General features: G+C 66.1%; 23 protein-coding genes, 1 pseudogene and 2 riboswitches. Of the genes and pseudogenes, 13 read left to right on the top strand and 11 right to left on the bottom strand.

Going from position 1 to position 26,132, the window contains the following annotated elements; all coding sequences use genetic code 11:
* Positions 1–4 precede the first annotated feature (4 nt).
* The 5 genes from NGM28_RS05590 to NGM28_RS05570 all read left to right on the top strand — a co-directional run bounded on the left by NGM28_RS05590 (position 5) and on the right by NGM28_RS05570 (position 5,119).
* A complete protein-coding gene (locus NGM28_RS05590; protein WP_252089026.1) occupies positions 5–1,129 on the top strand; it encodes a muconate cycloisomerase family protein in 1,125 nt (374 codons plus the stop codon).
* 132 nt (positions 1,130–1,261) lie between these two features.
* On the top strand, positions 1,262–1,552 hold the full coding sequence (catC, locus tag NGM28_RS05585; protein ID WP_252089025.1) for a muconolactone Delta-isomerase: 291 nt from the start codon (positions 1,262–1,264) through the stop codon (positions 1,550–1,552).
* Positions 1,553–1,588: 36 nt separating this feature from the next.
* On the top strand, positions 1,589–2,503 hold the full coding sequence (gene catA, locus NGM28_RS05580) for a catechol 1,2-dioxygenase (RefSeq protein WP_252089024.1): 915 nt from the start codon (positions 1,589–1,591) through the stop codon (positions 2,501–2,503).
* A gap of 100 nt (positions 2,504–2,603) precedes the next feature.
* The gene (locus NGM28_RS05575) at positions 2,604–3,797 is read left to right on the top strand and encodes a benzoate/H(+) symporter BenE family transporter (RefSeq protein ID WP_252089023.1); all 1,194 of its coding nucleotides are present in this window, start codon (positions 2,604–2,606) and stop codon (positions 3,795–3,797) included.
* A gap of 71 nt (positions 3,798–3,868) precedes the next feature.
* Positions 3,869–5,119: an OprD family porin gene (locus NGM28_RS05570; protein ID WP_252089021.1), complete on the top strand. Its 1,251-nt coding sequence runs from the start codon at positions 3,869–3,871 to the stop codon at positions 5,117–5,119.
* A gap of 41 nt (positions 5,120–5,160) precedes the next feature.
* On the opposite strand, the gene NGM28_RS05565 is transcribed toward NGM28_RS05570, so the two are convergent.
* The 3 genes from NGM28_RS05565 to NGM28_RS05555 all read right to left on the bottom strand — a co-directional run bounded on the left by NGM28_RS05565 (position 5,161) and on the right by NGM28_RS05555 (position 7,563).
* Complete coding sequence (locus tag NGM28_RS05565) at positions 5,161–5,448, bottom strand: hypothetical protein (protein ID WP_252089019.1); 288 nt, start codon at positions 5,446–5,448, stop codon at positions 5,161–5,163.
* Between the two features lie 108 nt (positions 5,449–5,556).
* A complete protein-coding gene (locus NGM28_RS05560) occupies positions 5,557–6,909 on the bottom strand; it encodes a GntP family permease (protein WP_011533627.1) in 1,353 nt (450 codons plus the stop codon).
* Positions 6,910–7,023: 114 nt separating this feature from the next.
* Positions 7,024–7,563, bottom strand: coding sequence for a gluconokinase (locus NGM28_RS05555; protein ID WP_240065725.1), 540 nt, complete (start codon positions 7,561–7,563; stop codon positions 7,024–7,026).
* A 208-nt stretch (positions 7,564–7,771) separates the two neighbouring features.
* On the opposite strand from NGM28_RS05555, the gene gntR reads away from it, so the two are divergent.
* From gntR to NGM28_RS28915, 3 genes and pseudogenes are all read left to right on the top strand, one after another.
* On the top strand, positions 7,772–8,791 hold the full coding sequence (gntR, locus tag NGM28_RS05550) for an HTH-type transcriptional regulator GntR (protein WP_240065724.1): 1,020 nt from the start codon (positions 7,772–7,774) through the stop codon (positions 8,789–8,791).
* 254 nt (positions 8,792–9,045) lie between these two features.
* Positions 9,046–9,828 (top strand): annotated as a pseudogene (locus NGM28_RS28920) (PAS domain-containing protein); the annotation flags it as partial.
* 42 nt (positions 9,829–9,870) lie between these two features.
* The gene (locus NGM28_RS28915) at positions 9,871–10,365 is read left to right on the top strand and encodes a methyl-accepting chemotaxis protein (protein ID WP_373694308.1); all 495 of its coding nucleotides are present in this window, start codon (positions 9,871–9,873) and stop codon (positions 10,363–10,365) included.
* On the opposite strand, the gene NGM28_RS05540 is transcribed toward NGM28_RS28915, so the two are convergent.
* The 7 genes from NGM28_RS05540 to NGM28_RS05510 all read right to left on the bottom strand — a co-directional run bounded on the left by NGM28_RS05540 (position 10,340) and on the right by NGM28_RS05510 (position 16,838).
* Positions 10,340–13,618 carry a transporter substrate-binding domain-containing protein gene (locus NGM28_RS05540; RefSeq protein WP_502943832.1) on the bottom strand — a complete coding sequence of 1,093 codons (3,279 nt, stop codon included), beginning with the start codon at positions 13,616–13,618 and terminating at the stop codon, positions 10,340–10,342. The two genes, NGM28_RS28915 and NGM28_RS05540, sit on opposite strands and share 26 nt — an antisense overlap.
* Before the next feature lie 6 nt (positions 13,619–13,624).
* The gene (locus NGM28_RS05535; protein ID WP_252089016.1) at positions 13,625–14,239 is read right to left on the bottom strand and encodes a response regulator transcription factor; all 615 of its coding nucleotides are present in this window, start codon (positions 14,237–14,239) and stop codon (positions 13,625–13,627) included.
* 207 nt (positions 14,240–14,446) lie between these two features.
* Positions 14,447–14,689: a DUF1272 domain-containing protein gene (locus NGM28_RS05530; RefSeq protein WP_240065720.1), complete on the bottom strand. Its 243-nt coding sequence runs from the start codon at positions 14,687–14,689 to the stop codon at positions 14,447–14,449.
* 66 nt (positions 14,690–14,755) lie between these two features.
* The gene (cobM, locus tag NGM28_RS05525) at positions 14,756–15,508 is read right to left on the bottom strand and encodes a precorrin-4 C(11)-methyltransferase (RefSeq protein ID WP_252089014.1); all 753 of its coding nucleotides are present in this window, start codon (positions 15,506–15,508) and stop codon (positions 14,756–14,758) included.
* Between the two features lie 28 nt (positions 15,509–15,536).
* A complete protein-coding gene (locus NGM28_RS05520) occupies positions 15,537–15,947 on the bottom strand; it encodes a cobalamin biosynthesis protein (RefSeq protein ID WP_240065718.1) in 411 nt (136 codons plus the stop codon).
* Positions 15,947–16,642, bottom strand: coding sequence for a CbtA family protein (locus tag NGM28_RS05515; protein WP_252089012.1), 696 nt, complete (start codon positions 16,640–16,642; stop codon positions 15,947–15,949). The genes NGM28_RS05520 and NGM28_RS05515 overlap by 1 nt, the downstream gene beginning before the upstream one ends.
* Positions 16,643–16,652: 10 nt before the next feature.
* The gene (locus tag NGM28_RS05510) at positions 16,653–16,838 is read right to left on the bottom strand and encodes a CbtB domain-containing protein (protein WP_011533637.1); all 186 of its coding nucleotides are present in this window, start codon (positions 16,836–16,838) and stop codon (positions 16,653–16,655) included.
* A 107-nt stretch (positions 16,839–16,945) separates the two neighbouring features.
* A riboswitch (cobalamin riboswitch) is annotated at positions 16,946–17,170 on the bottom strand.
* A 61-nt stretch (positions 17,171–17,231) separates the two neighbouring features.
* Positions 17,232–17,430: riboswitch (cobalamin riboswitch) on the top strand.
* A 101-nt stretch (positions 17,431–17,531) separates the two neighbouring features.
* Here NGM28_RS05510 and cobW point away from each other — a divergent pair.
* The 4 genes from cobW (at position 17,532) to NGM28_RS05490 (ending at position 24,033) form a co-directional block, all read left to right on the top strand.
* Positions 17,532–18,599, top strand: a complete 1,068-nt coding sequence (gene cobW, locus NGM28_RS05505; RefSeq protein ID WP_240065716.1) for a cobalamin biosynthesis protein CobW — start codon at positions 17,532–17,534, stop codon at positions 18,597–18,599.
* 3 nt (positions 18,600–18,602) lie between these two features.
* Positions 18,603–22,364 (top strand): cobaltochelatase subunit CobN, encoded by a 3,762-nt coding sequence (gene cobN / locus NGM28_RS05500; RefSeq protein WP_252089010.1) that lies wholly within the window; start codon positions 18,603–18,605, stop codon positions 22,362–22,364.
* A gap of 2 nt (positions 22,365–22,366) precedes the next feature.
* Positions 22,367–23,365: a magnesium chelatase ATPase subunit I gene (locus tag NGM28_RS05495; protein WP_252089008.1), complete on the top strand. Its 999-nt coding sequence runs from the start codon at positions 22,367–22,369 to the stop codon at positions 23,363–23,365.
* An 83-nt stretch (positions 23,366–23,448) separates the two neighbouring features.
* Positions 23,449–24,033 (top strand): vWA domain-containing protein, encoded by a 585-nt coding sequence (locus NGM28_RS05490; protein ID WP_252089006.1) that lies wholly within the window; start codon positions 23,449–23,451, stop codon positions 24,031–24,033.
* Positions 24,034–24,127: 94 nt separating this feature from the next.
* Here the strand turns inward: NGM28_RS05490 and NGM28_RS05485 are convergent, their stop codons facing one another.
* A complete protein-coding gene (locus NGM28_RS05485) occupies positions 24,128–24,394 on the bottom strand; it encodes a hypothetical protein (protein ID WP_011533642.1) in 267 nt (88 codons plus the stop codon).
* 334 nt (positions 24,395–24,728) lie between these two features.
* Here NGM28_RS05485 and NGM28_RS05480 point away from each other — a divergent pair, with 334 nt between their 5' ends.
* Positions 24,729–26,054 (top strand): sigma-54 dependent transcriptional regulator, encoded by a 1,326-nt coding sequence (locus tag NGM28_RS05480; RefSeq protein WP_252089004.1) that lies wholly within the window; start codon positions 24,729–24,731, stop codon positions 26,052–26,054.
* Positions 26,055–26,132: the final 78 nt, after the last annotated feature.

Below are 26,132 nucleotides of genomic sequence, written 5' to 3'. Positions count from 1 at the left end.
TGGCATGACAAGCCCGACCATCGACCGGCTGGAGGCGATCATCGTCAACCTGCCGACCATTCGCCCGCACAAGCTGGCCATGCACACGATGCAGCAGCAGACCCTGGTGATCATCCGCCTGCGCTGCAGCGACGGCATCGAGGGCATTGGCGAGGCCACCACCATCGGTGGCCTGGCCTACGGCTACGAAAGCCCGGAAGGGATCAAGGCCAACATCGACGCCTACCTGGCGCCGGCGCTGGTCGGCTTGCCAGCAGGCAATATCAACGCAGCCATGCTCACGCTGGACAAGCTGGCCAAGGGCAACACCTTCGCCAAGTCCGGCATCGAGAGCGCGCTGCTCGATGCCCAGGGCAAGCGCCTGGGGCTGCCGGTCAGCGAGTTGCTGGGCGGGCGGGTGCGCGACTGCCTGGAGGTGGCCTGGACCTTGGCCAGTGGCGACACCGCGCGGGACATCGCCGAGGCCGAGCACATGCTCGAAGTGCGTCGCCACCGCGTGTTCAAGCTGAAGATCGGCGCCAACCCGCTGGAGCAGGACCTCAGGCATGTGCTGGCGATCAAGCGTGAACTCGGTGAGCGCGCCAGTGTGCGGGTGGACGTCAACCAGTACTGGGACGAGTCCCAGGCCATCCGCGCCTGCCAGGTGCTCGGCGACAACGGTATCGACCTGGTCGAGCAGCCGATCTCGCGGATCAACCGCGCCGGCCAGGTTCGCCTGAACCAGCGCAGCCCGGCGCCGATCATGGCGGATGAGTCCATCGAAAGCATCGAGGACGCCTTCAGCCTGGCCGCCATTGGTGCGGCAAGCATCTTCGCCCTGAAGATCGCCAAGAACGGCGGCCCCCGCGCCGTGCTGCGCACCGCGCAGATCGCCGAGGCTGCCGGCATCGCCCTGTACGGCGGGACCATGCTCGAAGGTTCGGTCGGTACCCTGGCCTCGGCCCACGCCTTCCTCACCCTGCGCCAGCTGACCTGGGGCACCGAGCTGTTCGGGCCGCTGCTGCTGACCGAAGAGATTGTCTGCGAACCGCCGCAGTATCGCGATTTCCAGCTGCATGTACCGACCACGCCCGGCCTGGGCCTGACCCTGGACGAAGCGCAATTGAAGCGCTTCGCCCGCGGTTGTTGACCCCCTTGCAGGAGCGGCTTCAGCCGCGATGCAGACGACGCGGTGGATGGTACCGGCCGCGCCGGTGTTCGCGGCTGAAGCCGCTCCTACAGGGTCCCCAGCCAAATCAACGTCATACGCAAGGAGAGACACATGCTGTTCCACGTGAAGATGACCGTGAAGTTGCCCCCGGACATGGACCCGGCCAAGGCCGCGCAACTGAAGGCCGACGAGAAAACACTGGCCCAGCGCCTGCAACAGGAGGGCACCTGGCGCCACCTGTGGCGCATCGCCGGGCACTACGCCAACTACAGCGTGTTCGACGTGCCCAGCGTCGAGGCGCTGCACGACACCCTGATGCAGTTGCCGCTGTTCCCGTACATGGATATCGAGGTCGACGGCCTGTGCCGTCACCCCTCGTCGATCCACGCCGACGACCGCTGAACCCCATACGACAAGAACAACACGAGGTACCTGATCATGACCGTGAAGATTTCCCACACCCCCGACATCCAGAAATTCTTCGAAGGGGCCGCAGGCTTCGGCAATGACAACGGCAATCCGCGCCTCAAGCGCATCGTCCAGCGCGTGCTGCAGGACACCGCGCGGCTGATCGAGGACCTGGAAATCAGCGAGGACGAGTTCTGGCATGCCGTCGACTACCTCAACCGCCTGGGCGGGCGCGGCGAGGCCGGGTTGCTGGTGGCGGGGCTGGGCATCGAGCATTTCCTCGACCTGCTGCAGGACGCCAAGGACGAGCAGGCTGGTCTCACCGGTGGCACGCCGCGCACCATCGAAGGCCCGTTGTACGTGGCCGGGGCGCCGATCGCCCTGGGCCAGGCGCGCATGGACGATGGCAGCGAGGAGGGCGTGGCCACGGTGATGTTCCTCGAAGGTCAGGTGCTCGACCCCAGCGGCCAGCCGGTGCCAGGCGCCACCGTCGACCTGTGGCATGCCAACACCCGTGGCACCTACTCGTTCTTCGACCAGAGCCAGTCCGAATACAACCTGCGTCGTCGCATCGTCACCGACGAGGACGGCCGCTACCGCGCACGCACCATCGTGCCGTCGGGGTATGGCTGCGATCCGCAGGGGCCGACCCAGGAATGCCTGGACTTGCTCGGCCGCCACGGCCAGCGCCCGGCGCATATCCACTTCTTCATCTCGGCGCCGGGGCATCGGCACCTGACCACCCAGATCAACCTGTCCGGCGACCAGTACCTGTGGGACGACTTCGCCTATGCCACCCGTGACGAGCTGGTGGGGGAGGTGGTGTTTCGTGACGGCGAGCAGGGGCGTGTTGCCGAGCTCAAGTTCGACTTCCAGTTGCAGAAGGCGCAGGGCTGCGAGGCCGAGCAGCGTAGTGGGCGGCCGCGGGCTCTGCAACAGGCTTGAGGTGGGTTCGCCGGCAAGCCGGCTCCTACAGGGTTTCGTGTAGGGGCCGGCTTGCCGGCGAACAAGGAATCCTGCTCATTCAATCGAGAAGCGAGCTGCCATGAAAACCCTGTTCAAGGACTGCTCCCTGTCCGCCGTGGTCGCCGGTTGCATCGCCACGCTGATCTCCTACGCTGGCCCCTTGGTGATCATCTTCCATGCCGCCGAAGCTGGCGGCCTCTCTCACGCCCAACTGTCCTCGTGGGTCTGGGCGGTGTCGCTGGGCAGTGGCGCGCTCGGCCTGCTGCTCAGCCTGCGCTACCGGGCCCCCGTGGTGATCGCCTGGTCGATCCCGGGGTCGGCGTTGCTGGTCACCGCCTTGCCGCAATTGGGCCTGGCGCAGGCGGTGGGCGCTTATCTGGTGGCCAACCTGATACTGCTGCTGATCGGCCTCAGCGGTGCGTTCGACCGCCTGGTCGCCCGGCTGCCGGGCTCCATCGCCGCCGGCTTGCAGGCCGGGATCCTGTTCAGCTTTGGCTCCGAGGTGTTTCGCGCGTTGCCGGTGCAGCCGCTGTTGGTGCTGGCGATGTTCGTCACCTATGTGCTGGTGCGTCGCGCGCAACCGCGCTATGCGGTGGCGGCGGTGCTGGCGGTCGGCGCGCTGGTGACCCTGGCCAGTGGCGAGTTTCGTGGCGGCGAACTGGTACTGGCCCTGGCCTCGCCGCAATGGATCGCGCCGCAGTTCAGCCTGCTGGCGACGCTCAACCTGGCCTTGCCCCTGGTGCTGGTGGCGCTCACCGGCCAGTTCATGCCGGGCATGGCAGTGCTGCGCAACGCCGGCTACGGCACGCCGGCCAGCCCCTTGATCAGTGCCAGCGCGGTGGTGGGCGCCTTGCTTGCGCCGTTCGGCTGCCATGGGCTGAACCTGGCGGCCGTCACCGCCAGCCTGTGCACGGGGCACGAGTCCCATGAAGATCCGCGCCGCCGCTATGTGGCCGCGGTGGCGGGCAGCGTGCTGTACCTGGTGCTGGGCATCGCCGGCGCCACGCTGATTTCACTGTTCGCGGCGTTCCCCACCGCGCTGGTGGCCACGCTCGCCGGCCTTGCGCTGTATGGCGCGATCAGCGAGGCCCTGGCACGCAGCCTGGCCAACCCCGACGAACGCGACGCCGGGTTGTTCACCTTCCTGGTCACGGCCTCGGGCGTGGCCTTCCTCGGCTTGTCGGCGGCGTTCTGGGGGCTGTTGTTCGGGCTGCTGGCCCATGCCTTGGGCAGCCCGCGTCGCCCTCAACCACAGGCCGCAACCGCCAAGTAAGGAGGCCCACTTCGGCATCACCCCACGGTTCAGCGCTTCATCACATAACAACAAGATCAGAGAGCTTCGGAATGAACCACACCCCTTGTGTCGCCATCGGCCTGAGCCTGCTCAGCCAACCTTTGCTGGCCGCCGACGGCGGCTTTTTCGAGGACGCCAAGGCCAGCCTCAGCGCCCGCAACTATTACTTCAGCCGGGATTTCTCGGATATCGTCGGCACCAACCGGCAATCGAAGGCCGAGGAGTGGGCCCAGGGCTTTATCCTCGACTTCAAGTCCGGCTATACCCCTGGCACCGTCGGTTTTGGCGTGGATGCGTTGGGCCTGCTGGGGATCAGGCTCGACAGCAGCCCGGACCGGGTAAACACCGGGCTGCTGCCGGTGCATGGCGATGGCCGCGCCGCCGGCGAGTACAGCCGCCTGGCGCCGACGTTCAAGGCGCGGCTGTCGAAAACCGAGTTGCGTGTCGGCGAACTGCAACCCAACCTGCCGGTGCTGACCTTCAGCGATATCCGCCTGCTGCCGCCCACCTACCAGGGCGTGAGCCTGAGTTCCGCTGAACTCGATGGCCTGACCCTGCAAACCGGTCACCTGAGTTCCAGCCACCTGCGCAACGAAGCGGGCGACGGCAAGCTCAACGCCATGCTCGGCCATGTGCCCCAGCGCCAGGTCGCCAGCGATGCCTTCAACTATGTGGGCGGCGACTACGCCTTCAACGCCAACCAGAGCAGCTTGAGCCTGTGGTACGGCCAGCTGGAGGATATCTACCAGCAGGGTTTTGTCGGCTTCAAGCACAGCAAACCGGTGGGCGACTGGGTACTGGGCGCCAACCTCGGTTACTTCAGCGCCCGTGAAGACGGCGACGCGCTGCTGGGCAACATCGATAACCAGGCGTTCTTCTCGATGTTCACCGCCCGGCTTGGCGGCCACAGCTTCGGCGCCGGCTACCAGGCCATGTACGGCGATAGCCCGTTTCCCCGGGTGTTCGCCAACATCACCCCGCTGGGCAACGAGGTGCCGACCTACGAGTTCGCCTACACCGACGAGCGCTCTTATCAGTTGCGCTACGACTACAACTTCGCCGCCCTGGGCATCCCCGGGCTGACGGCGACGGTGCGCTATATCACTGGCAACAACGTCGACACGGGGCAGGGTTTCGAGGGCAAGGACCGTGAGCGCGACATCGACCTGGGCTACGCGGTGCAGAGCGGGGTGCTCAAGGGGCTGGGGATCCGGGTGAGGAACGCCATGGCGCGGTCGAACTACCGCAGCGATATCGATGAGAACCGCTTGATCCTGGTGTACACCTGGCAGCTGTTCTGATCCGCTCGGCCCTGCTCGCCGGCTCGCCGGCGAAAGGGCCTTCACGGTTTACCGCGGCTCCCCTCGCGCCCCATCCCCTCCGAGCCGCTGTCATCCATCCCCGGCAAGTCACGCCCATCGTTCTGCCGCGCCGCGGGGTTGTCCGGGTCGCCGCCCTGGATCCGTGGGTCGGTATCCCGTGGCATGGGCTTTTCGATGGGGTTGAGGGTGCTGTCCACGCCGGGCTGCGGCGCCGGGCTGTGGGGGTCGTCCGGGTAGGTGGTGCCGGTCCCGACCGCCAGGGCCAGCGGGGAGGCGAGCAGGGCGGCCAGCAGGAAGTAGGGTTTCATCGGGGCAGGCTCCTGTACAACAGCAAGAAAAAGGCCCTGCCAGCGCAGGGCCTCGGTCTCACTTGGGCCACATCCGTGTCGATAAGGTGCGATCACCCCGATGAACGGTCAGACCACCATCGACAGCAGCATGATGAAGATGATGCCGACCACCGAGAGGATGGTCTCCATCATGCTCCAGGTCTTGAAGGTTTCGGCCACGGTCATGTTGAAGTACTGCTTGACCAGCCAGAACCCGGCGTCGTTGACGTGGGACAGGATCAGCGAGCCGGCCCCGGTGGCCAGCACCAGCAGCTCACGGTTCACGCCGGGGACCAGGTCGATCACGGGGGCGACGATGCCGGCGCCGGTGATGGTGGCCACGGTGGCGGAACCGGTGGCGATACGGATCACCGCCGCCACCAACCAGGCCAGCAGGATCGGCGAGATCTCTGCCTGCACCGCCATCTGCCCGATCACGTTGCCCACGCCGGTGTCCACCAGCATCTGCTTGAAGCCGCCGCCGGCACCGACGATCAGCACGATCGCGGCGGTGGGCGCCAGGCTCTGGTCGAGCATCTTCATGATCTGCTGGCGATTGAAACCGCGCGCCGAGCCGAAGGTGTAGAAGGCCAGCAGCAGGGCGGCGAGCAGGGCGGTGATCGGGTGGCCGATCAGGTCCATCCACTGGCGGACGATATGCTCGGCCGGCAGCACCACGTCGGCGAAGGTCTTGAGCAGCATCAGCGCCACCGGCAGCAGCACGGTGAGCAGGGTTACGCTGAAGCTCGGCAGGTTGTTCTGGTTCGACTCGCGGGCGATCTGGTCCATCAGTTCCTGCGAGGGGTTGCCGGGGATGTAGCGCGAGATGAAATTACCGAACAAGGGGCCGGCGATCACCGCGGTAGGCAGGGCCACCAACAGGCCGTAGAAGATGGTCTTGCCAATGTCGGCGTGGAAGATGCCGATGGCCAGCAGCGGGCCCGGGTGCGGCGGCACCAGGCCGTGCACCACGGACAGGCCGGCCAGCAGCGGGATGCCGATCTTCACCAGCGACACACCGGAACGGCGGGCGACGATGAACACCAGCGGGATCAGCAGCACGAAGCCGATCTCGAAGAACAGCGGGATGCCCACCAGGAACGCGGCGAACATCATGGCCCAGTGCACTTTCTGTTTGCCGAAGGCGCGGATCAGGGTCTGGGCGATCTGGTCGGCGCCGCCGGAGTCGGCCATCAGCTTGCCGAGCATGGTGCCCAGGGCCAGGACGATGCCGACGAAGCCGAGCACGCCGCCGAAGCCGTCCTGGAACGACTTCATCACCTTGGCCACCGGCATGCCGGAGGTCAGGCCGAGAAAGCCCGCGGCCAGGGTGAGGGCGACGAAGGGGTGGACCTTGAAATGGGTGATCAGCAGGATCAGCCCGACGATGGTGACCATCGCGTCGAGCAGCAGGTAGGTATCAGTAGCCAGTCCGAACATGGTTCGTAAGCCTCGGTCTTGTCGTTGTTGTTTTGGTGTTGCTTGCAGGTTCAGCGTCAGCTGGGGTCAGTCATCAAGACAGCGCTGTCTTTGGTGAGCCGGAAAACCACCGGGTCAGGCGGTTCGCGCCAGGGGCCGCTCACCGCAAGGCTTTAGCCAGGCATCCACGGCCTCGGCCAGGGCCGCGACCGGGCGGGTAGCGTCCAGGGCCAGGGTCAGCGGCTCACCATGCGGGGCCTCCAATGCGGCGAACTGGCTTTCGATCAGGCTGGCGGGCATGAAATGGCCGGGGCGGGCGAGCACGCGTTTTTCCGCTTCCTGGGGGGTGAGTTCGAGGAACACGAAGCCCAGGGTCGGCACGGCAGTACGCAGCGTGTCGCGGTAGCGGCGCTTGAGCGCGGAGCAGGTCAGGATGGGGCGTTCGCCGGCAGCGATGGTGGCCTGCAGTTCCTCGCCCAGGCGTACCAGCCAGCCAGCACGGTCGTTGTCATCCAGGGGGATGCCGGCACTCATCTTGCGGATGTTCTCGGCGGGGTGGAAGGCATCGCCTTCGATCAGGCGACCGCCGCTGTGGGCGGCAATGGCGGCACCGATCGAGCTTTTGCCGCAACCAGCCACGCCCATGACCACGAGTGCGGACAGGGAAGGGTTCATCTGTACCTCCTGCTGGGTGAGATAGCGCTGTCTTGGTGATGACGGGTCTAGCCCGCCAGCGCCACCCTCCCGGGTGTTATTGATCTTGTCCTAGGCAGTATGGACGCATCGCACACGGCTGCTACCAAGATTGCATTGCCTGCGTCCTGAGACAGCGCTACCTTAGTGACCGTTCCCTATTCCTGCAAGTAGTAAAATTACAACACTCATGTCTCGCATCGGCTCGCGCACCACTGGTCGTCCCACCCTGGCGGAAGTCGCCAGGCTTTCCGGGGTTTCCCCCATCACCGCCTCCCGCGCCTTGCGCGGCGTCAGCACGGTTGCGCCTGAGCTGGTGGAGAAGGTCAAGGCCGCCGCGGCCAGCCTGGGCTATGTCGCCAACCCTGCGGCACGGGCCCTGGCCTCGGCGCGCAGCCAGTCGGTGGTGGTGTTGATTCCGTCGCTCTCCAACCAGTTGTTCATCGATACCCTTGAGGCGATTCACGAGGTGATGCGCCCGCGCGGGCTGGAAGTGCTGATCGGCAACTATCACTACGATGTTGCCGAGGAAGAGAACCTGATCCGCAACTACCTCGCCTATCAGCCCTGCGGCATGTTGTTGACCGGCTTCGACCGCAGCGAGGCGTCGCGGCAGATGCTGGCCGCCAGTGGCGTGCCATGCGTGCACATGATGGAACTGGGTGGCGGGCAGGACGCGCTGTCGGTGGGGTTTTCCCAGCATGAGGCCGGGCGCGCCGCTGCGCGTCACCTGATCGAGCGTGGCCGGCGGCGCCTTGCGTTCATCGCCGCCCAGCTTGACCCGCGGGTGATGCAGCGGGCCGAAGGTTTCCGCCAGGCCCTGGCCGATGCCGGCCTGCAGGCACCGGAGCTCGAGGTGCTGGACCCGCTGCCGTCGTCGATCGGGCTGGGCGGGGCCTTGTTCAGCCAGTTGTTGGCCCGGGCGCCGGACGTGGATGGCATCTTCTTCTGCAACGACGACCTTGCCCAGGGCGCCGTGCTGCAAGCTTTGCGCGAAGGCATCGAAGTGCCTCGCCGGGTAGCGATGGTCGGCTTCAACGACCTGCCGGCCTCGGCCTACATGGTGCCGCCACTGACTTCGATTCGTACTCCGCGTGCCGCCGTCGGCCGAGGGGCCGCACAGGCACTGCTGGCGTTGCTCGACGGCAAGCGGGTAGGGGTTGAGCAGCAGGACATGGGGTTCGAGCTGGTGGTGCGGGAGAGTTCTTGAGGCAGGGCGGTGATGGCAAAGATTTGGCTCGATTTCTGTAGGGGCGGCTTAAGCCGCGATCACCCGCGAAGCGAGTACCAGGCACCGCGTTGTCTGCATCGCGGCTGAAGCCGCTCCTGCAAAGCGATCTCCAAACCGCCCCATCGGATAAACGGCCACAAATGCTTAATCCCAAAGTGATAGCAATTCGCTTGCACGGCTAAAACGCCGATCTATGCTCAGGAACATCCCGTGGACACAAGGAGTCCTGGCCCATGTTCGAGTACCATCGCAAGTCCGATCTGGTCGAGATCCAACGCGCCCGCCAGGCCCTGGCCGGCATGGAAGCGAAGCTTGCCGCGATCAGCCGTTCCATGGCCATGATCGAGTTTGCCCCCGACGGCACCATCCTCGATGCCAACGACCATTTCTGCCAGACGATGGGCTATAACGCCGACGAGATTCGCGGCAAGCACCACCGGTTGTTCTGCGACCCGACCTACGCCAAGAGCGCCGAATACCAGCAGCTGTGGCGCGAGCTGGGCCAGGGCAAGGCCATCAGCGGCACCTTCGAGCGCCTGGACAAGGCTGGGCGCGAGGTGTGGCTGGAGGCCAGCTACATGCCGGTGCTCGATGAGCGGCAGCAGGTCACCAGCGTGATCAAGGTGGCCTCCGACATCACCCGCCATGTGATCGAGGAGCACGAGAGCGAAAGCCTGCTCAAGGCCATCGGCCGCTCCATGGCGGTGGTCGAGTTCACCCCGGCCGGGCGGGTGATCAAGGCCAACCAGAATTTCCTCGACACCATGGGCTATCGCCTGGAGGAGGTGGTGGGGCGCCACCACGGGCTGTTCTGCCTGCCCCACGAGCGCGAGTCGGCGCAGTACCGTGATTTCTGGGCCTCGCTCAATCGCGGCGAATATCACTCGCACCGTTTCGAGCGCGTCAACAAGCAAGGCCAGACGGTCTACCTGGAAGCCTCCTACAACCCGATCTTCGACAACAAGGGCCGGCTGTACAAAGTCGTCAAGTTCGCCAGCGATATCACCCACCAGGTCAGCACCCAGCAGACCGCCGCCGACGCCGCCCACGCCAGCTCCGTGCAAACCGACGCCTGTGCGCGCAAGGGCACCCAGGTGGTGCAGCAGACAGTGGCGGTGATCGAGCAGATTTCCGCCGAGCTCAACGAGGCTGCGCGTAGCATCGATGCGGTAAGCAAGCAGTCCGAGGTGATCGGGCAGATCGTCCTGACCATCCGCGGCATTGCCGACCAGACCAACCTGCTGGCGCTCAACGCGGCGATCGAAGCAGCGCGTGCCGGTGACCACGGGCGTGGTTTCGCGGTGGTAGCGGACGAGGTGCGCAGCCTGGCCGCGCGCACCAGCAAGGCGACCCTGGAAATCGTCGACGTGGTTCGGCAGAACCACGACCTGTCACTGACCGCGGTCGCCAGTATGCAGTCGAGCCTGACCCGCACCGGGCGGGGCGTGGAGCTGGCCAATGAGGCCGGCACGGTGATCATGGAGATCCAGCAGGGCTCGCGTCACGTGGTGGATGCCATCAGCCAGATCAGCTCGACCCTGCAATTGCACTGAGGCCTTGGCGCAGTTCGCGCTCCAGGCTTTGCAGGCTGTCGCGCAGCCGTTCGAGCGCCGGGTCGAGGGGCTGTTGCCGGGCAATGGCCTGCTCGAGCGCTTCACAGTCCTGAACCACGGTCCTGACCTTGAGCATCCTGGCGCCACCCTTGATCCGGTGTACCAGTGGCGCCAGGGTCGCCGGTTCAGGGGTCGCCCCCAGGGCAAGCAGTGCCTGCAGGTCTTCGCCATTGCTCTGGGCCAGTTGCTGGAGCAGGCTGCGGGTCAGTTGCGCATCGTCCTGGGTCAGGTGGCGCAATTGCTGAAGGTCGAACCCACTGGCGCGAGCCTGGACGTTGGGTTGTGTGGGCGTATTGGCGCTGGCGTGAATCAGGCCCGCCTTGAGTGCCTGCAGGCCGATGGGCTTGAACAGGCATTCGTTCATGCCGCTTTCCAGGCAGCGTTGCCGCTCCTCGGCCTGGGCATTGGCCGTGACGCCGATGATACGGCAAGCGGGCAGCTTGCCTTCACGTTCCAGCCCACGAATCCGGCGGGTCAGCTCATGGCCATCCATCACGGGCATGCTGCAGTCGGTGATCACCACATCGAAGTGGTTTGCCTGCCATAGCGCCAGAGCTGCCTCGCCTTGGTCGGCCAGCGCGACACGGTGGCCGAGCGAACGCAGCTGTTTGTCGAGCAGCAGCAGGTTGGCGGGATAGTCGTCCACTACCAGCACATGCAGCGGGCCGCTGCCGGACGTGGACACGGTGACTGCCGCTGACTCGATGGGCGGGGCGTCGGCGGTTGCCAGGCTGAGGTGGACATCGACCTGGGTGCCCAGGCCCTCGATGCTCTGCAGGGTAAGCTCGCCGCCCATCAATGCACACAGGTTGCGGCTGATCACCAGCCCCAGCCCAGCACCCTGTCGGGTCTGTTGGTCCCCCACCTGGGAGAAGGCGCTGAACAACCGAGCCTGGTCGCTGGCGCTGATACCCTTGCCGGTATCCTTCACCTGCAACGCCACCTGCAGGCCATGCTTGCTGGAGGCGCTCGTTGTCAGGGTGACATCGATCTGACCCTGGTCGGTGAACTTGATCGCATTGCTCAACAGGTTCGACAGCACCTGTTTGAAGCGCAAGGGGTCGACGGTCACCCAGCAGGGCCTGTCAGGCAGGGTCGCGCGCAGCTGAATACCTTTGATCCGTGCGTTGCCCTCGAATACCCGCACGGTGGCCTTGACCAGGCCGGTCAAGTCGGTGGCCACCGCTTGCAAGGTCATGTGCCCGGATTCGATGCGTGAGATATCGAGCACATCGCCGATCAGGTCGAGCAGGCCGATTGCCGACCCGTGGGCGGTTTCCAGCGCCTGGGTATCGCTGCGGCCTCGACGGCTGTCTTCCAGGGCCAATTCAAGCAGGCCGATCACTGCGTTCATCGGGGTGCGGATCTCGTGGCTCATCACTGCCAGGAAAGTACTTTTCGCCTGGCTGGCCAGCTCTGCATCGTTCTTCGCCTGGCGCAACTGTTCGAGCAGACCACGGCTGAGCGCAAGCTGCTGCTGCAAGGCGCGTTCGGCGTCGGTTCGCTGGCGGATCAGCTTGCGCAGGTAGGTGTTCCAGAACACCACGCCCGCCAGCAGCACGCCTGCCAGCACCAGCACCTGGAGGGCCAGTGTGCGGTAGTTGCGCCAGGGGCTGTCACTGACCACGGCATTGGTGCGCCAGCGGGTGACCAGTTGTTCCTGCTCGTCGGGGGGGATGCTCAGCAGGGCTTTGTCGAGGATGCCCTGCAGTTGGGGCAGCGCGGGATTCACGGCAAAGGCGGCAAGTGCTGGTTCATCGCCTTGAAGCCCGGCGACCCGCAGGCGGCCCTTGAACACCTGGTTGATGAAATAGACCGCGTTGATTTGCGAGCTCAGCGCCACATCGGCATCGCCGTTGGCCACGGCCTCCATCAGTTGCAGTGGGTTCTCCGCTTCGAACACACGCACGCCGGGCGCGTCATGCAGCAGTTGCTCGGTCAGCGGAGAGCCTCGCAACAGGGCAACGCGCTGGCCGCGCAAAGGTTGCGTCGCAGGCAGCGGCGCGGCGTCCTGGCGCATCACCAGGACGCGTGGGCTGATCATGTAGGGGCGGGTGTAGCGAAGGCGTTCGGCGCGGTGGTTGCCGTAACCGATGGCGCCGATCATGTCGACCTTGCCCTGGGTGGTGGCGTCGACCATATCCTCGAAGGACTCGGACTCGACGAACTGGAAGTTCAGGCCGGTGCGCAGGCTGATCCGTTCCAGCAGGTCGAGGGCAATGCCGCGAGGCTGCTGCTGGCTGTCGGTGAAGCTCAAGGGGGCCAGGGTCGTGTTGATCATCACCCGAATGGTCGGGTGGGTGGCGATCCAGCCGCGCTCCTCGGCGGTGAGCGCGTCCAGCCGGCGGTCGAGCAACAGGCTGGTGCTGCCGCTGGTCCAGCGTCGCAAGATGTTCAGGCGCTCACTGTCGGCGACACGGTTCAGGGCTGTATCCACCAGGTGCAGCAAGCGTGTGTTGTCGCGCGCCAGGGCAAAGGCGAAGGTGCTGACTGGCACTTTGACGAAGTGATCGACCTTGACCATGCCCTGGAAGCCTTTGCCGATCATGTAGTCGCTGCTGATCGCGTCGCCCAGGTAGGCGTCGGCCTGGCCCAGCGCCACCGCGGCAATACCGGCCAGGGTGGAGCGATAGAGCGTGACCTGGGCCTGGGGGTACAGTTGCTGCACGGCCTGCAGTGGCAGGTAATGGTCGACCATGGCCAGCTTGCGCCCGGCCAGGGTATGGTCCTCGCCGAGGGGGGAGCGTTGGCGCGACACGATCACCGCCAGGTCGTCGGCATAGGGCTGGCTGAGGGCGAGCTCGGCATCGTTGGCCTCGAAGGCATTGGAGGTGCCCAGCAAGTCGATCTCGCCGCGCCGCAATGCGGCGATGGCCTGCGCGCGATTGGCGTAGCGGCGGATCTCGATGGGAGTGCCCAGTTGTTCGGCGATCAGGCCGGCGTAGTCGGCGCTGAGGCCTTCGTAGTCGGCCTGGCTGGTGTTGATGTCGAAGGGGGGGTAGTCGGGGCGTGAACTGCCGAGCACCAGGGCCTTGCGCGTATCGAGCCACTGACGGTCAGGCGCGTCGAGGGTCAGTGGCGGCGCGGCGCTCAGCGCACGCGCCAGCAGGTGGCGGCTTTCACCAGAGGGCTGTGCCGAGGCTGGGAGCGGTAACAGCGCGGCCAGCAACAGGCACAGCAGGGTGCGCCTGATCATTGGTCAGACCACGTTGTTGCGTTTGGCCAGGTCGACCATTTCCACCAATGACTCGGCCTTGAGTTTCTCCAGGATCCGGCCACGGTAGGTGCTGATGGTCTTGGCGCTGAGGTTCATCTGCTCGCCGATCAGCTTGTTGCTTTGCCCGGCGCAGAGGCGGCGCAGCACTTCCATCTCGCGGTTGGACAGGCTGCCCAGGCGCTCGTTCTCGCTGTCCAGGGTGTTGGCGTTTACTGCCATCTGTGGAAAGGTCGAGTAGCCTTTCACCAGTGCCTTGAGGGCGAAGACCAGGGCGTCGAGGTCCTCGTCCTTGTTGACGAAGGCGCTGATGCCGGCATCCATGCAGCGGCGTACGTACAGGTCGGCGGGTTGGCCGGTGAGGACCATGATCCGCGGCGCGGGCTCGAGCAGTTTGAGGCGCTTGATCACTTCCATGCCATCAAGGTCGGGCAGGCCAATGTCGAGAATCACCACCTCTGCCTTGGTGTCAGCGGCAAGGCGCGCAGCGTCCTTGCCTTTTCCAGTCTCCCCGACCACGGTGAACCGCTCGCCTTGGAGCAGCATGCGCACGGCCAGCCGGACAATATGATGGTCATCGACCAACAGCACGGATGTCATGGGTAACTCCTGTTGAGATGGACCCGCTTCCTGTTTCTGGTCGAATGTCGGTTCGCGGGTCAGCTGTAGGCAGCGCGCACCTTACGGGGATTCAGGTTCCTTGGTAATAGGCGAGTATAGGTGTGTTGAATATGCGCAGCTGTTTTGTTGAAAAGTCCTACAACGAAGGCTGGGGCACACCTTCGTTGAGGCTGTCTGGGAAGGGGGTTACGCGCAAGCTGCGTGCTTTTTGACCACCCGTAGGGTGGAGGCTGGGTTGTTGCCCAGCGCCTTGCCGGTGCGGGTTGGTCGCGAGACGAGCTGGCCGCCGCAGTTCGGGCACTGGTTGTGGAAGTGCTGCTCATTGCACGCGCGGCAGAACGTGCATTCGAAGGAGCAGATCAGGGCGTCCGGGCTCTCGGCCGGCAGGTCACTGTTGCAGCATTCGCAGTTGGGGCGCAGTTCGAGCATGATGGGGATTCCGGTATGCGTGGAAAGCCCCAGTGTGCTACGGCGCGAGGCGAGAGGGCAATCGGCTCACGGGCCAGGTCGGTAGAGGTGGGCGTGCCCGGCGCGGTAAAGGGCCGAATCGGCGAAGGGGGCATCCCCCAGTACATGGCCGACGAGGATCAGCGCGGTGCGCCGGAAGCCTTTGGCCGCCACTCGCTCGACGATGTCCGCCAGGGTGCCCCTGGCCCAGTCCTGGTCTGGCCAGGTGGCGCGGTGCACTACCGCGACAGGGCAGTCGGCACCGTAGTGGGGCAGCAGCTCGGTGACGATACGGGCGAGGTGCTTGACCCCCAGATGGATGGCCAAGGTGCTGCCGTGCCGGGCCAGGTCGGCCAACTGCTCCCCGGGAGGCATCGGCGAGCTGTCGCCGTAGCGGGTGAGAATCACGGTTTGCGCCACGTTGGGCAGGGTCAGTTCGCAACCGAGCAGGGCGGCGCTGGCAGCCGTCGCGGTCACGCCGGGAATGATCTGGTAATCGATGCCCAGTTCGCGCAGGTGGCGAATCTGTTCGCCGATGGCGCCGTACAGGCTGGGATCGCCACTGTGTACCCGGGCCACATCGTGCCCGTCGGCGTGGGCCTGGCGCATGGCCTCGACAATCTGCTCCAGGTGCAGCTCGGCGCTGTTGATCACGGTCTGGGCGGTGTGCCCTTCGAGCACCGCAGGGGGCACCAGGGAGCCGGCATAGATGATCACCGGGCACTGGCGAATCAGGCGCTGGCCTTTCACCGTGATCAGTTCCGGGTCGCCGGGGCCGGCGCCGATGAAGTAGACCGTCATGGGGATTCCTTGCAGGTGAAAGGGCGGATTATCCGCCGATGGCCAGGGCCAGGGTAGCGCCGGCCAGGGTCTGTCTCGGGATATGCAGGCGTGGCGGCGTGAACGCCTGGCCGGCCAGGGCCAGTGCCGCGCTTTCGGCGACGCCCCAGCAGCCGGTCTGGGCGTAGGCGGCGGCGGAGCGCTGGGTGAGTTGCGCTTCGAAACCGAGCAGGTGCGGGGCATCGAAACAGATGAACGGCAACCCCAGGCGTTCTGCCAAGGCCAGCAGGCCGGGCTCGCGCGCCTTGGGCGTGATGCTGGCGATGCCGCGCAGGCAGGAAAGCGGCAGGGCATTCTGGCTCAAGGTCTGGCGCAGCAGCACCGACAACGTTTCGACCGGGCAGCCGCGACGGCAGCCAAAGCCGGCGTACAACGCCGGCTGAGCGGGATGCAGGGACATCAAGCGTGGCTGGAGCGACGGTAGAGCCAGGCGCTGAGTAGCCCCAGCGCCAGCCAGAAGGCGGCATTGGTGAGCCAGGAGGCGATCTTGAACTGCGCCTCAAGGGCTTCCGGCGCCAGGCTCTCATGCACGGGCGGTTGCGGCGCGCCGATGACATGGGGGATGACCAGCAGGGCGACGCCGATCACCTTGAACAGCCAGTGACGGGCGAATACCAGCAGCGCCAGGCCTGCGGCAGTGGCGGCGGCGGTGCCGACCCACCAGGTCTGCCGTTGGCCCAGGTCGGCGGCTGCGGTACCGGGCAGTTCGGGCGGCAGGCCCAGGGTCGGCGCCAGGCAGAACACGGCGAAGCCGGCCAGGCCCCAGAGCGCGCCGGTGCTGACGCGGCCAGGCTCGCGCAGGCTGTACAGTGCGGCCAAGACCAGGGCGAAGCCTATCGCGACCACCAGGTTGCCGCCTGTGGTAGACAGCACACGCTGCCAGCCGTCCTCCGGTGCCCAGGCTTCGGCGTTGTGCTCATGTTCGTGGGGCGTGGCGGCCTCGCCATGCTCGTGGTGTTCGGCGGCGGGGGCGGCGTTCTCGTAGGTTTCCGCCTGAAGAATCAAGGGGGCCACCCAAACGCTTTGCAGGAGGGTCAGCAGCAGGGCAGCCAGCAGCCCGCTGAAGCCCGCGGTACGGGCGATGCGCGTGATCATGCGGGCGTACTCAGTGGCAGGGGAAGGCGGCGCTGTGGCGGGTGTCGTGCGCGGCGTTGTGCACCGCTTCGATGTGCGAGAAACCGGCGAAGTAGACCAGGCACAGGCCGAGCAGGCTGGCGCCGACGGCGACGATCATGCGCTGGCTGAGGCTGACGGGGGTGGCGATGCTGTGTTTCGTGCTGGTGATGGGCATGACGCGTTCCTCTGCTGTTGCTTTTGTCGGGCATTGGGGCAACGGGCAAGCGCGGCGACCCCGGACGAAGCTCGCCCAGGTATGCGACAGCGCCCGCCCACCGCGGGGTGTTCATGTGGTGTCAGGCCGGTCTCCGGGCTGGCGAGGTGGAGCAGGGCTCCGTTGTTGGCGTCACCTTCCCATGCCGAGTCGACGGGCACAGTGGTCAAGACGCTTCACTCGCTTACCGTTGCGGGGGCAGCACCGGCATTGTCCGGCCTCTAGTAGAGAGAGGCGTGACGCACCGGTTTCCCGTTTCACCCCAAGGGGGCACCTGAACGCAATGCGCTAGCAAATCATGGGGCGAACCATTGCGTCAATGGCGGCGGCGGTTGACCGCAAGCCAGGCTCTGCGTAGCCTTGCCGCTTCGAGGTTCTCCGGCGTTGGCCGGAGCTAAGACGGGAACGCGGTCGATGCCGCGGCTGCCCCCGCAACTGTAGGCACTGGAACGGATCGGCACAGCCACTGCGCACGCGCGGGAAGGCGCCATCCCGCTGGCAATCCTGCCGGCACAGTGCGAGCCAGGAGACCTGCCTCGCGACGTTTTCGACTTTCAACCGGGCGGGGTGATCCGGTGGCGAACCAGCCAGGCCGACAGGGCCCGTGGCTATCGTCCTGCATGCCCGCGCCACAGCCGCCAAGGGCACCGCGACATGAAAACACTGGCCAAGCTCCCCGTCACCATCGTTACCGGCTTCCTCGGCTCGGGCAAGACCACCTTGCTCCGCCATATGCTCGACAACGCCCAGGGCCGCCGCATCGCGGTGATCGTCAACGAGTTCGGCGAACTGGGCATCGATGGCGAAATTCTCAAGCAGTGCAGCATCGGTTGCAGCGAGGAAGAGGCCAATGGCCGCGTCTATGAGCTGGCCAACGGTTGCCTGTGCTGCACCGTCCAGGAAGAGTTCTTCCCGGTGATGCGCGAGCTGGTGGCCCGCCGTGGCGACCTGGACCACATCCTTATCGAGACCAGCGGCCTGGCGTTGCCCAAACCGTTGGTCCAGGCCTTCCAGTGGCCGGAAATCCGCAATGCCTGCACCGTCGACGCGGTGATCACCGTGGTCGACAGCCCGGCCGTGGCCGCAGGCACCTTCGCCGCGTATCCGGACCAAGTCGATGCCCAGCGTAAGCTCGACCCCAACCTCGACCACGAGTCACCCCTGCACGAACTGTTCGCCGACCAGCTGGCCAGCGCCGACCTGGTGGTGCTGAACAAGGCCGACCTGATCGACGCCGAGGGCCTGGCCAAGGTCCGTAAAGAGGTGGCCGAGGAACTGCCGCCAGCGGTCAAGGTGATCGAGGCCAGCAGCGGTCGCCTGCCGCTGGAGGTGCTGTTGGGCGTGGGGGCCGAGTCCGAGGCGCATATCGATGGCCGCCGCACCCACCACGACTCGCATCACGATGGCGATGACCACGACGACCATGACCACGACGCCTTCGACTCCATCTCCATCGACCTGCCCGAAGCCGACGAGAGCCTGCTGCTCGACGCCCTCACGCAACTGGTCACCGAGTTCGGCATCCTGCGCGCCAAGGGCTTCGCCGCCATCCCCGGCAAGCCGATGCGCCTGCTGATCCAGGGCGTGGGCACCCGCTTCGACAAGCACTTCGACCGCGCCTGGCGCAGCGAGGAGCCGCGCATCACCCGCCTGGTGCTGATCGGCCAGGACCTCGACGCCGCGCAACTGGAGGCGCGCCTGCGCCAGGCCCTGGGCGCCTGACCCATGCACCTGCTGCGGACCCAGCCCGGCGGCTTCGTGCCGGACGACAGCATCGCCGACCTCGGCCAGACCCCCGCCGAGCTGGTGATCCTCTGCAGCGGTGATTCGCACCTGGCACTGCTCGCCGAAACCGCCGAGCAGTTGCCGGAGGACTTCCCCAGCCTGCGCCTGGCCAACCCCATGCAGGTGCAGAACCATGCCTCGGTCGACCTCTATGTCGACGAGGTGCTGCGTCACGCCAAGGTGATTCTGGTCTCGCTGCACGGTGGCGTCGGCTATTGGCGCTATGGTGTCGAGCAACTGGTGGAACTGGCCAACCGAGGCGTGCAACTGATCCTGGTGCCCGGCGATGACCGTCCCGATCCGGAACTGACCGACCTGGGCACGGTGCGCGGCGAGCAAGCCGAGCGGCTCTGGCACTACCTGCGCCAGGGCGGCAAGGCCAACGCCGTCAACCTGTTCAACTGCCTGGCCAGCCTATGGCTCGGGCGTGACTACCCGTGGCATGAGCCGCAACCGTTGCCGCGCACTGCGGTGTACCACCCAGGCAAGGTCAGCGCGGTGCTGGAGGACTGGTACGCTGAGTGGAACCCGGCGTTCCCGGTGGCACCATTGCTGTTCTATCGTTCGCACCTGCAAGCCGCCAATACGGCTTTCATCGATGTGTTCTGCCAGCGCCTGCAAGCCTGCGGCCTGAACCCATTGCCGATCGCCGTGGCCAGCCTCAAGGAGCGTGCTTGCCTCGATCAGGTTGAAAGCTGGCTCGACGAGGTCGAGGCCGAAGTGGTGATCAATACCACCGGTTTCGCCTTGTCCAGCCCCGAACAACCCAACCTGCGCCCGCTGCGCCGCGACGTGCCGGTGTTGCAGGCGATCTGCGCCCAGGACAACCAGCCTGCCTGGGAACAGAGCGAGCAGGGCTTGGGCGCCCGCGACCTGGCCATGCATATCGCCTTGCCGGAACTGGATGGGCGCATCATCACCCGGCCGGTCAGCTTCAAGGACCTGGCCTGGCGCAGCGAGCGCAGCCAGTCCGATGTGGTCTGCTACCGGGCCCACCCCGAACGCATGGACTTCGTCGCCGAGCTGGCGCGGCGCTGGGTGGAGCTGGCACGCCTGGACAACCAGGAAAAGCGCATCGCCCTGGTACTGGCCAACTATCCGACCCGCGATGGACGTATCGGCAACGGTGTCGGCCTGGACACCCCAGGCGCTGCCTTGAACATTCTCCAGGCTCTGCAGGCACAGGGCTATCCGGTGGCCGGCCTGCCGGGCAGCGGCACCGAGCTGATCCACCAACTGCTCGGTGGGGTGACCAACGACCTCGACCACCTGGACCAGCGCCCCTGCGCCCAGAGCCTGAGCCTGGCGGACTACCAGATTGCCTTCGGCGCATTGCCCGAGGCGAACCAGCGCGCTGTGCGCGAGCGCTGGGGGCCACCCGAACAGGACCCGATGTTCCGCTCGGGGCGCATGATGGTCGCCGGGCTGCGCTATGGCCTGACCTTCGTCGGCATCCAGCCGGCCCGAGGCTACCAGGTCGACCCCAGCGCGGTGTACCACGACCCGGACCTGGTGCCGCCCCATGGCTATCTGGCATTCCACTTCTGGCTGCGCAACGGCTACGCGGCCGACGCGGTGATCCATGTCGGCAAGCACGGCAACCTGGAGTGGCTGCCGGGCAAGGGCGTGGGCCTGTCCAATGAATGCTGGCCGGATGCGTTGCTCGGCCCGCTGCCGAACATCTACCCGTTCATCGTCAACGACCCGGGCGAGGGCGCCCAGGCCAAGCGGCGTACCCAGGCGGTGATCATCGACCACCTGATGCCGCCGCTGACCCGCGCCGAAACCTACGGCCCGTTGCGGCATCTGGAACAGTTGGCGGATGAGTACTATGAGGCCCAGTTGCTCGACCCACGCCGTGCCCGCGAGCTGCAGCGCGACATCCTGGAACTGGTCAAGGCCAACCATATCGACCGCGAGTTGCAACTTGAAGGGCAACTGGACGACGCCGCGGTATGGCTGCCACGTCTGGACACCTACCTGTGCGACCTGAAGGAATCGCAGATCCGCGATGGCCTGCATGTGTTCGGCCAGTCACCCCAGGGGCGCTTGCGCAGCGACACCTTGCTGGCGCTATTGCGGGTCGAGCGGGGGGACGGCAAGGGTGGCAACGCCAGCCTGATCCGCGCCCTGGCCAAGGCGCTGGCGCTGGGCTTCGACCCGCTCGATTGCGACCTGGGCCAGGCCTGGGAAGGGTCGCGCCCGGCATTGTTGCAGGCCTGTGATCCCGGGTTGTGGCGCACCCAGGGCGACACCCGCGAGCGACTGGAACTGCTGGCGGTCACCTTGATCGAGCAAGCGCTGGCGGGCGAGGCCGGCTTGCCGGATGCACCGTGCTGGCAGCCTGTGCGGGAAGTGCTGCGCGCCCTGTGCGAAGAGGTCGCGCCCAACCTGGACGCATGCGGCGGCGCCGAGATCGATGGCCTGCTGGCCGCCCTGGCCGGACGTTTCGTGCCTGCCGGCCCCAGTGGCGCGCCCAGCCGTGGGCGGCTTGATGTACTGCCGACCGGGCGCAACTTCTATACCGTCGATGTGCGCAACCTGCCGACCACCACGGCCTGGCGCCTGGGCTTCGCCTCGGCCAACCTGATCCTCGAACGCCACCTGCAGGATCACGGCGACCACCTGCGCCAGCTGGGGCTGTCGGTGTGGGGCACGGCGACAATGCGCACCGGTGGCGACGACATCGCCCAGGCCATGGCGCTGATGGGCGTGCGCCCGGTGTGGGCGACGGGCAGCCAGCGGGTGGACGACTTCGAGATCCTGCCGCTGAGCTTGCTCGACCGCCCGCGGGTCGACGTGACCTTGCGCGTTTCGGGCTTCTTCCGCGATGCCTTCGGCAACCTGATCCGCCTGTTCGACGCGGCGGTGCAGGCGGTGGCCGCGCTGGACGAGCCGGACGATCTCAACCCGCTGGCCGCCCGCGTGCGAACCGAACGAGAAAAACTGCTGAATGACGGCGTGGACGCCGAGCAGGCCGCCCGCCAGGCTGGCTGGCGGGTGTTCGGCGCCAAGCCCGGTGCCTACGGCGCGGGCGTGCAGAACGCCATCGACGGGCGCCTGTGGCACAGCCGCGACGACCTGGCCGAGGTCTACCTCAACCACGGTGGCTACGCCTATGGCGCCAGCGACGAGGGCACCCCGGCCCGCGCCCAGTTCGCCCAGCGCCTCAGCCAGGTGCAGGCGGTGCTGCAGAACCAGGACAACCACGAGCACGACCTGCTCGACTCCAACGACTACTACCAGTTCCAGGGCGGCATGCTGGCCGCCGCCGAGATCCTGGCCGGCAGCGCCCGGGCCAGTTATCACGGTGATCACAGCCAGGCCGACCGGCCGCGCATCCGCACCTTGAAGGAAGAGCTGAACCGGGTGATTCGCGCCCGCGCCCTCAACCCCAAGTGGATCGACGGCGCCAAGCGCCATGGCTATAAAGGTGCGTTCGAGCTGGCCGCGACGGTGGACAACCTGTTTGCCTTCGACGCCACCACCCATCTGATCGACGACCATCATTACCAGGGCCTGGCCGACGCCTATGTGCTCGACCCGGCCACCCGTGACTTCATGCGTGAGCACAACCCCGAGGCCCTGCGTGACCTCACCGAACGCCTGCTGGAAGCCCAGCAGCGGGGGCTGTGGCAGGAGCCGGGCGACTACCGCGACAGCCTTGAGCAGCAGTTGCTCGACGGCGAGGAAGACAACTGAACATGAGCGAACCCGTGCAATTCCCCCTGGCGGCCGTGGTCGGTGCCGACGAACTCAAGCTGGCCCTGTGCCTGACGGCCATCGACCCGAAGATCGGCGGCGTGCTGATCGAAGGCCCGCGCGGCATGGCCAAGAGCACCCTGGCCCGCGGCCTGGCCGACCTGCTTGGTGATGGGCCGTTCGTGACCTTGCCGCTGGGCGCGACCGAGGAGCGCCTGGTCGGCACCCTCGACCTGGATGCCGCCCTGGGCCAGGGCCAGGCGCGCTTCTCGCCGGGGGTGCTGGCCCATGCCGACGGCGGCGTGCTGTACGTCGACGAGGTCAACCTGTTGCCCGACCCGCTGGTGGACCTGCTGCTGGACGTGGCCGCCAGCGGCACCAACCGTGTCGAGCGCGATGGCATCTCCCATCGCCATGCCGCCCGTTTCGTGCTGATCGGCACCATGAACCCGGAAGAAGGTGAGTTGCGTCCGCAGTTGCTCGACCGTTTCGGCCTCAATGTCGCCCTCGACGGCTTGCCGGCACCCGACGCCCGGCAGCAGATCATCCGTCGACGCCTGGCGTTCGACAGCGACCCCGAGGCATTCTGCGCCGAGTGGGCGCAAGCGCAGGCACAACTGCGTGAGCGCTGTCACGCTGCGCGCGAGCAATTGGCTTCGATTCCCCTGGATGACCAGGCCCTGGCCTGGATCACCGAACGCTGTTTTGCTGCCGGCGTCGATGGCCTGCGTGCGGACCTGGTTTGGCTGCGCGCTGCCCGGGCCCATGCGGCCTGGCGCGGCAGCGCGGCCATCGAGGAAGCGGATGTCGAGGCGGTGGCCGAGTTCGCCTTGCGTCACCGACGGCGCGCCGATGCACAACAACCGGCGCCGGCCGGCGCCGCTGAGCCGTCGCGGGGGCAGGAGCGTGAACAAGGGCAGGGCGACTGGGGGGCATTGCCGCCACAGCCGGTGGCCGGCGGTGCGCGGCGCGAGGTGCCGAACTGGGCAAAAAAGCCCTGAGCATCCGCCCGCGCGACACCCAGGCGGCGGATGCCAGGCCCCGCGCAGGTCAGCTGAAGGGGGCATCCCGTGGCCGCCCGCGCGTGGCCAATGGCGGGCGAGTCGCCTGGTTGCCCACATTGCTCAAGGGCCTGCCTCGTCAGCGTCAGGATCTCTGCTGGCAGCAACGTCAGGCCGACGGGCCCGCGTTGTGGCTGGTGATCGTCGACGCGTCGGCCTCGACTCGCCGCCATCAGGCGCTGGCCCAGGCCAAGGGGCTGCTGGCCGAGCTGTTCGACCAGGCCTACCGGCAACGGGCGCGCCTGGCGCTGCTCACCGCAAGCGGCAACCGGCCACACTGGCAGCGCCACGGCCTCAAGGCCTCGGCAGCGTTGCAACCGTGGCTGCAAGGGCTGGGGGCGGGGGGGGGCACACCCTTGTTCGCCGCGCTGGAGGAGGCGCGCCACTGGTTGCTGGCACGACGCAAACGCCTGCCGCAAGAAGTGCAACGCTGCCTGGTACTGACCGACGGTCGGTTGCGTCAGTGGGCCACGCCACAGCCATTGCCGTGCGCCACTTTATTGGTGGACATGGAACTGGCGGCTGTACGCGTGGGGCGGGCGCGGCAACTTGCCGAACAACTACAGGCCGAATATCGGCATATAGACACGTTCACGCAGATCAATTAAGTGGGGTGTGCGCGACAGTATGTCGCACCCGCAAGAAAGTTATAAAACGGCCATGCGGGAATTGCACAAGTGCGCGAACTGCGCGCACCGGTGTTTATTTCGGCATCGACCAGGGTTGCAGGTCGTAACCCTTCTGGCACAGTTCCGCGCGTACTTCCTCGATCAGGCTGGCCCATTGCGCCGGGTCGGAATACACCCGCGAGGAGACTTGCTTGGCGCCGATTCGGGTGCTGGTCCGGTCGATCACCGCCAGGCTCAGCTCGCCCGTGCCGTTGGGGGCATCCCAGGCGACGCACTGGAAGGGTTCGAAGGCGTGGTCGGCGATCAGCAGTGCTTCGTTGACACGGAGCGGGGCATTCATGGTTCGGTCTCTCTATGGTCCCAAACAGCGAAATATAGGTTCCGCGGTGTTATGCCAGGCAAGGGTACAGCGCGGGGTTATTCGTACTGATGCTCCAGATCAGGGTTGGAGTCACACGGCGCTTGAAAATATTTTATAGAAGTCCCGTTATCCGTTTATCCGCGTCGCCGGATGTGACGTCGATAGTTAGCGATAATTCCAAGGTGTGACGCAGTGTTACGGCTGGGCTGACCAACGGTAGTGGGGGCTGTCAAGTTCGTTGCTACTGTTAAGTCGGGCGTCGCAAAGTACTGTTTCTTCGGAAAAAACCATTATGTGGCGCCAAGGAATGGTCATGCCTGAATCTGCATCCCAGCGCCGTTTGCTGATCGTCGACCCGTGCGACGAGTGTCACCAGCTGCTTCCGGGCCTGCGCGACATCGGCTGGGAAGTGCGCAGCAGTGTCCTCGACACCGCCCTGGAGCACCCATGCGATGTGGGCGTGCTGCGCTTGCAGGCGCAACACCTGCGTCACCCCGACGCGGTCAAGGACATGATCAAGCGCAGCAACACCGAGTGGATCGCCGTGCTCAGCGCCGAGGAACTGCGCATGCAGAACGTCGGCGATTTCGTCTGTGAATGGTTTTTCGACTTCCACACGCTGCCGTTCGACGTGTCGCGGGTCCAGGTCACGCTCGGGCGGGCCTTTGGCATGGCGCGCTTGCGCGGCAAGGGCGCCATGCACCTTGACGAACCCCAACACGAATTGCTGGGCGAAAGCCGGCCCATCCGCGAACTGCGCAAATTGCTCGGCAAGCTCGCGCCGACCGAATCCCCGGTGTTGATCCGTGGCGAAAGCGGTACGGGCAAGGAGCTGGTGGCGCGAACCCTGCACCGGCAGTCGCAGCGCTGCGACCAGCCCTTCATCGCGATCAATTGCGGCGCCATCCCCGAGCACTTGATCCAGTCCGAGCTGTTCGGCCATGAGAAGGGTGCGTTCACCGGAGCCCACCAGCGCAAGGTGGGGCGTATCGAGGCGGCCAATGGCGGCACCCTGTTCCTCGACGAAATCGGCGACCTGCCCTTGGAACTGCAGGCCAATCTGCTGCGCTTTCTGCAGGAGAAGCACATCGAGCGGGTGGGCTCCAACCAGCCGATCCCCGTGGATGTGCGGGTCCTGGCGGCGACCCATGTGGACCTGGAGAAAGCCATCGAGCAAGGGCGTTTTCGCGAAGACCTGTACTACCGGCTCAACGTCCTGCAAGTGGTGACCGCGCCGCTGCGTGACCGGCACGGCGACATGCCGATGCTCGCCAGCCATTTCGCCGACTTCTACAGCCTGGAAACCGGCCGGCGTGCGCGCTCGTTCAGTGACAGCGCGCTGGCCGCCATGGGCCGGCATGACTGGCCAGGCAATGTGCGCGAGCTGGCCAACCGGGTGCGGCGTGGCCTGGTGCTGGCCGAGGGGCGGCAGATCGAGGCGAAGGACCTGGGGTTGCACGAGGTTCGCGAGTTGGAGCAACCGTTGGGAACGCTCGAAGATTACAAGCAAAGGGCCGAGCGGCAGGCGCTTTGCGATGTGCTCAACCGCCACAGCAACAACCTCAGCGTAGCGGCCAGGGTGCTTGGGGTTTCGCGGCCGACCTTCTATCGGTTGCTGCACAAACATCAGATTCGCTGACGAAACCCTGTAGGAGCCGGCTTGCCGGCGAACCCGGCGACGCGGTGGATGGCACCGGCATTGCCGGTGTTCGCCGGC

This window comes from Pseudomonas sp. MWU13-3659 (assembly GCF_023757525.1).
GTDB lineage: Bacteria > Pseudomonadota > Gammaproteobacteria > Pseudomonadales > Pseudomonadaceae > Aquipseudomonas > Aquipseudomonas entomophila_E.
The sequence above is the reverse complement of the archived record's forward strand: the minus strand, read 5'-3'. Positions and strand labels throughout refer to the sequence as shown.

What these genes read in the sequence shown, in the direction of transcription:
- NGM28_RS05555 (WP_240065725.1), bottom strand. Translation starts at nt 7,563, where the DNA reads ATGAACCCTTCCCTGTCCGCACTCGTGGTCATGGGCGTGGCTGGTTGC.
- NGM28_RS05515 (WP_252089012.1), bottom strand. Translation starts at nt 16,642, where the DNA reads ATGATCACGCGCATCGCCCGTACCGCGGGCTTCAGCGGGCTGCTGGCT.
- NGM28_RS05530 (WP_240065720.1), bottom strand. Translation starts at nt 14,689, where the DNA reads ATGCTCGAACTGCGCCCCAACTGCGAATGCTGCAACAGTGACCTGCCG.
- NGM28_RS05560 (WP_011533627.1), bottom strand. Translation starts at nt 6,909, where the DNA reads ATGTTCGGACTGGCTACTGATACCTACCTGCTGCTCGACGCGATGGTC.
- catC (WP_252089025.1), top strand. Translation starts at nt 1,262, where the DNA reads ATGCTGTTCCACGTGAAGATGACCGTGAAGTTGCCCCCGGACATGGAC.
- NGM28_RS05485 (WP_011533642.1), bottom strand. Translation starts at nt 24,394, where the DNA reads ATGAATGCCCCGCTCCGTGTCAACGAAGCACTGCTGATCGCCGACCAC.
- NGM28_RS05565 (WP_252089019.1), bottom strand. Translation starts at nt 5,448, where the DNA reads ATGAAACCCTACTTCCTGCTGGCCGCCCTGCTCGCCTCCCCGCTGGCC.
- NGM28_RS05575 (WP_252089023.1), top strand. Translation starts at nt 2,604, where the DNA reads ATGAAAACCCTGTTCAAGGACTGCTCCCTGTCCGCCGTGGTCGCCGGT.
- NGM28_RS05510 (WP_011533637.1), bottom strand. Translation starts at nt 16,838, where the DNA reads ATGCCCATCACCAGCACGAAACACAGCATCGCCACCCCCGTCAGCCTC.
- NGM28_RS05570 (WP_252089021.1), top strand. Translation starts at nt 3,869, where the DNA reads ATGAACCACACCCCTTGTGTCGCCATCGGCCTGAGCCTGCTCAGCCAA.
- gntR (WP_240065724.1), top strand. Translation starts at nt 7,772, where the DNA reads ATGTCTCGCATCGGCTCGCGCACCACTGGTCGTCCCACCCTGGCGGAA.
- cobN (WP_252089010.1), top strand. Translation starts at nt 18,603, where the DNA reads ATGCACCTGCTGCGGACCCAGCCCGGCGGCTTCGTGCCGGACGACAGC.
- NGM28_RS05590 (WP_252089026.1), top strand. Translation starts at nt 5, where the DNA reads ATGACAAGCCCGACCATCGACCGGCTGGAGGCGATCATCGTCAACCTG.
- NGM28_RS05495 (WP_252089008.1), top strand. Translation starts at nt 22,367, where the DNA reads ATGAGCGAACCCGTGCAATTCCCCCTGGCGGCCGTGGTCGGTGCCGAC.
- NGM28_RS05520 (WP_240065718.1), bottom strand. Translation starts at nt 15,947, where the DNA reads ATGTCCCTGCATCCCGCTCAGCCGGCGTTGTACGCCGGCTTTGGCTGC.
- NGM28_RS05535 (WP_252089016.1), bottom strand. Translation starts at nt 14,239, where the DNA reads ATGACATCCGTGCTGTTGGTCGATGACCATCATATTGTCCGGCTGGCC.
- NGM28_RS05480 (WP_252089004.1), top strand. Translation starts at nt 24,729, where the DNA reads ATGCCTGAATCTGCATCCCAGCGCCGTTTGCTGATCGTCGACCCGTGC.
- catA (WP_252089024.1), top strand. Translation starts at nt 1,589, where the DNA reads ATGACCGTGAAGATTTCCCACACCCCCGACATCCAGAAATTCTTCGAA.
- cobM (WP_252089014.1), bottom strand. Translation starts at nt 15,508, where the DNA reads ATGACGGTCTACTTCATCGGCGCCGGCCCCGGCGACCCGGAACTGATC.
- cobW (WP_240065716.1), top strand. Translation starts at nt 17,532, where the DNA reads ATGAAAACACTGGCCAAGCTCCCCGTCACCATCGTTACCGGCTTCCTC.